Source organism: Arhodomonas sp. KWT (assembly GCF_010993615.1).
In genome coordinates, this window is record NZ_WNXE01000141.1 from 1 (window position 1) to 3,600 (window position 3,600).

3 protein-coding genes are annotated in these 3,600 nt (G+C 66.8%); all 3 read right to left on the bottom strand.

Annotated elements, in window-relative coordinates:
• Positions 1 to 40 precede the first annotated feature (40 nt).
• The 3 genes from G7A99_RS15035 to speB all read right to left on the bottom strand — a co-directional run bounded on the left by G7A99_RS15035 (position 41) and on the right by speB (position 3,382).
• The gene (locus G7A99_RS15035) at positions 41 to 1,111 is read right to left on the bottom strand and encodes an ABC transporter ATP-binding protein (RefSeq protein ID WP_163141575.1); all 1,071 of its coding nucleotides are present in this window, start codon (positions 1,109 to 1,111) and stop codon (positions 41 to 43) included.
• Between the two features lie 80 nt (positions 1,112 to 1,191).
• On the bottom strand, positions 1,192 to 2,280 hold the full coding sequence (locus G7A99_RS15040) for a PotD/PotF family extracellular solute-binding protein (RefSeq protein WP_163141578.1): 1,089 nt from the start codon (positions 2,278 to 2,280) through the stop codon (positions 1,192 to 1,194).
• Between the two features lie 37 nt (positions 2,281 to 2,317).
• On the bottom strand, positions 2,318 to 3,382 hold the full coding sequence (speB, locus tag G7A99_RS15045; protein ID WP_018716738.1) for an agmatinase: 1,065 nt from the start codon (positions 3,380 to 3,382) through the stop codon (positions 2,318 to 2,320).
• Positions 3,383 to 3,600 lie beyond the last annotated feature (218 nt).

Here is a 3,600-nt window from a genome sequence, read left to right on the forward strand (position 1 = left end):
AGCCACTTGCGGGCCGTCGTGCCTTCGGTCGCAGTCGTGCTCATCGCTTCAGTACCACGCAGGCCTCGGGGGGAAGCTCCACCGTCACGGTCTGGCCCTGGTGGACATCCGGCTTATCGCGGGGCTGGACGTGACTGGTGATACGCGTGCCGCCGCAGTCCACATAGAGTTCGACGCTCTGACCCACGTCGCGCACGAACGCCACGGTTCCCGAGAGGCGGTTCGGACCATCCTCGTCGCCGGCATAGAGGTGCACGTCCTCGGGGCGGACCGAGACGGTGACGGCGGTGCCCGCCGCAGCGCCGGCGGGCAGCCGCGCGGCCTGGAGCACATGGCCGTCGACGCGCACGCTGGTGTCGTCCACCACCTCGCCCTGGAGCAGGTTGCTGGTACCGATGAACTCGGCGACGAAGGCATTCGCCGGGTCCCGGTAGACCTCCAGTGGCGTGCCGATCTGCTGCACCTCGCCGTCACGCATGACCACCACCATGTCCGCCATGGTCATGGCCTCGCGCTGGTCGTGGGTGACCAGGATGGTGGTCACGCCGACGCGCTGCTGCAGCAGCTTGAGCTCCACCTGCATCTCCTCGCGGAGCTTGGCGTCCAGAGCGGAGAGCGGCTCGTCGAGCAGGAACAGCTCGGGCTCCAGGGCCAGCGCCCGGGCGATCGCGACGCGTTGGCGCTGGCCGCCGGAGAGCTGGGAGACGTGGCGGTCACCGACCCCTGGCAGGCGCACCAGGTCCAACAGCTCCTCGGCGCGCTGGCGCTGGGCGGCCTTGTCCTGCCCGCGGATACGCAGTGAATAGGCGATGTTCTCGGCGACGCTCAGGTGCGGGAACAGCGCCAGCGACTGGAACACCATGCCCAGGTTGCGCTTGTGCGCGGGCAGGGCGGTCACGTCCCGGCCGGCGAGCTCGATGCGCCCGCCGGTGGGCATGTCCAGCCCGGCGATGAGCCGGAGCAGCGTGGTCTTGCCGCAGCCGGAGGGGCCGAGAAAGCAGACCAGCTTCCCGCGGGGCACGGTGAGGTCCACCTCGGAGACGGCGGCGACGTCACCGAAATGCCGGCTGACGCCCTGCAGCGTCAGCGCGTCGTGGCTGTCTGCATTCATTGGGATTCCAGGTGGTTAATGATGATTTTTCAAGTGGGCGAGGAGGGCGGTGCCGTTACGGCACCGCCCGCGGTTCCGGGTTATCCGGTGATCATCGCCGTCCAGCGGTCCGAGAGCCAGTCGCCACGATCCAGATACATCTGGTAGTACGGCAGGATCGGGGGCTTGTCGCTGGCCACCGCGGCGAACTCCTCGTCGCTGAGGTCCAGGTGCTCGCGCTTGACCGTCGGCGCTGTGCCCACCCGGCGGGCGAGCTTGGCCTGGATATCCGGCCGGCACATGTAATTCATGAACACGTGCGCCTCCTCGAGCCGGTTGGAGGCCTTGGACACGCACCAGGAGCCGGAATCGAGCACGCCGCCTTCCTTCGGGAAGGTCGAGCGCACCGGGAAGCCGTCCGCCGCGGCGAGACCGGTGACGTCGTGGTAGTACTGGCCCATGGGGATCTCGCCGCTCTGCAGCGCCTGCTGGAACTGCCCCTCATCGCGGTACCACAGACGCACGTTCGGCTTCACCTCGGCGAGCTTGTCGAGGACCTTGAGGATGTCGTCCTCGCTCTTGAGGCTGTCGTGGCCGTTGAAGAAGGTCTTCGCGGTGATCTCAAGGAGGAACGAATTGCTCACCAGGGCAAGCAGGCCGAGCTTGTCGCGGTTCGCCGGGTCCCAGAAGGCGGCCCAGCTCTCCGGCGGCTCGGGGTAGGTATCGGTATTGGTCACCAGGGTGATGTACCAGCTCACCGCCCCCAGACCGGAGATGCTGCCGTCGTCATAGGTATGGACGAAGTTATCCAGCAGGTACTTGCGGTTGTCGAGCTTCGCCGCATCAAGGGGTGCCCAGAGCTTCGCATTGGCCCCCTTGAGCCGCGGCACCTGGGCCATCATCGAGACGTCCGCCGGGGCCTGGCCGGCACGGGCGGCGTTCTGGAGCTGAACCAGCCAGGCCTCGCCGGTGGGCTCGGCGACGGACTGGACCTCGATGCCGGTCTCCTTGGTGAAGTCCGGGAAGATGTGCTTGTCGAAGGAATCCTTGAAGTAGCCGCCGTAGACGCCGACCTTCAGGGTCCGGTTCTGTGCCCGCAGGATCGGCGGCATGGACAGCATCGCCGCCCCCGCCAGACCGGCGCCGATGAATTCCCGGCGCGTGATGCCGTTCTTGGTTTCGTCGCTCATATGTATCTCCCCGGCTTCTTTGGACGTTTGCTTCGGTTCATTCCCGCGACGGACGCGCCATCGACGGGCTGTAGACCATCAGGCTCAGGATCTCGAAGAGCACCTGGGCACCGACGTGGGCGGTGTTGGTCGTCGTGTCGTACTCGGGGGCGACCTCGACGACGTCGCCGCCCACGATTTCAAGTCCCTTGAGCCCGCGCAGCAGTTCCAGCACCTCGCGGGAGCTCAGGCCGCCGACCTCCGGCGTGCCGGTGCCCGGCGCGAAGGAGGGATCGATGCCGTCGACGTCGAAGGAGACGTACACCGGCCCGCCGCCGACCACCTCGCGGGCGCGCTCGATCACCGCGGGGATGCCCATGCCCGGCACCTCCTCGGCGTGGATGACGGTCATACCCGCATCGTAGGAGAACTCCCAGAGGTATTCCGCGGAACCTCTGATGCCGACCTGGATCGTGCGTGTCGGGTCGAGGACGCCGTCCAGCACCGCGTTGCGGAACGGTCCACCGTGGTGGAACTTGGTGTCGTCAAACGGCCCGCCGGTGTCGCAGTGGGCGTCGATATGGACCAGGCCCACGGGCCCATGGCGCCGCGCCACGGCCTTGAGAATGGGGTGCGTGATCGAGTGGTCACCGCCGGCTGAGAGCGGCACCACGCCGGCATCCACGAGCCTCGCCAGGAAGGCCTCGATATCCTCCAGGCTCTGCTCCAGGCGGTACCGGCTGCGCATGGGCACGTCGCCGATGTCCGCGACGCGGAGATCCATGACCGGCGCGCAGTCCAGCGCGTGGTTGTAGGGGCCGATACGCTCCATGGCGCGCAGCGCCCGTGGCCCGAAACGCGCCCCGGGACGGTTGGTCACACCCAGATCCATGGGCACGCCGACGATGCCCACCTGCAGGTCGCCGAAGTCCGGATTGGCGGGATCGACGGGCGAGTAGGGCGCATCCAGGAAGGTGGGCACCCCGGCATAGGGCGCGGAGCGGTTTCCGCCCTCGAACACCTGTGCCGCCACGCGCTTGAAGCGCGGGTCGTGGAAATCGTCACCGCCGCTGGACGAGTAGCGCTGCCGCAGTGCTTCGAGCTTGTCCTGATCCCAGGCCATGTTACGTCCACTCAATGTTGTGCGGGCCACCGAGGCTATCGGTGCCGGCCCGCTGTTCCAGAACTGCCCGTTTGGCTATTACTGAAGTATTGCAACGCGACATGAAAGTTCAATTGACAATGTTATTCTGTTGTTTGTGAGTTTTTCTCACGAAGAGAGGCCTGACAATGCCTTCCAGGTTACCCCCGCTGAATCCGCTCCGCGCCTTCGAGGCCACC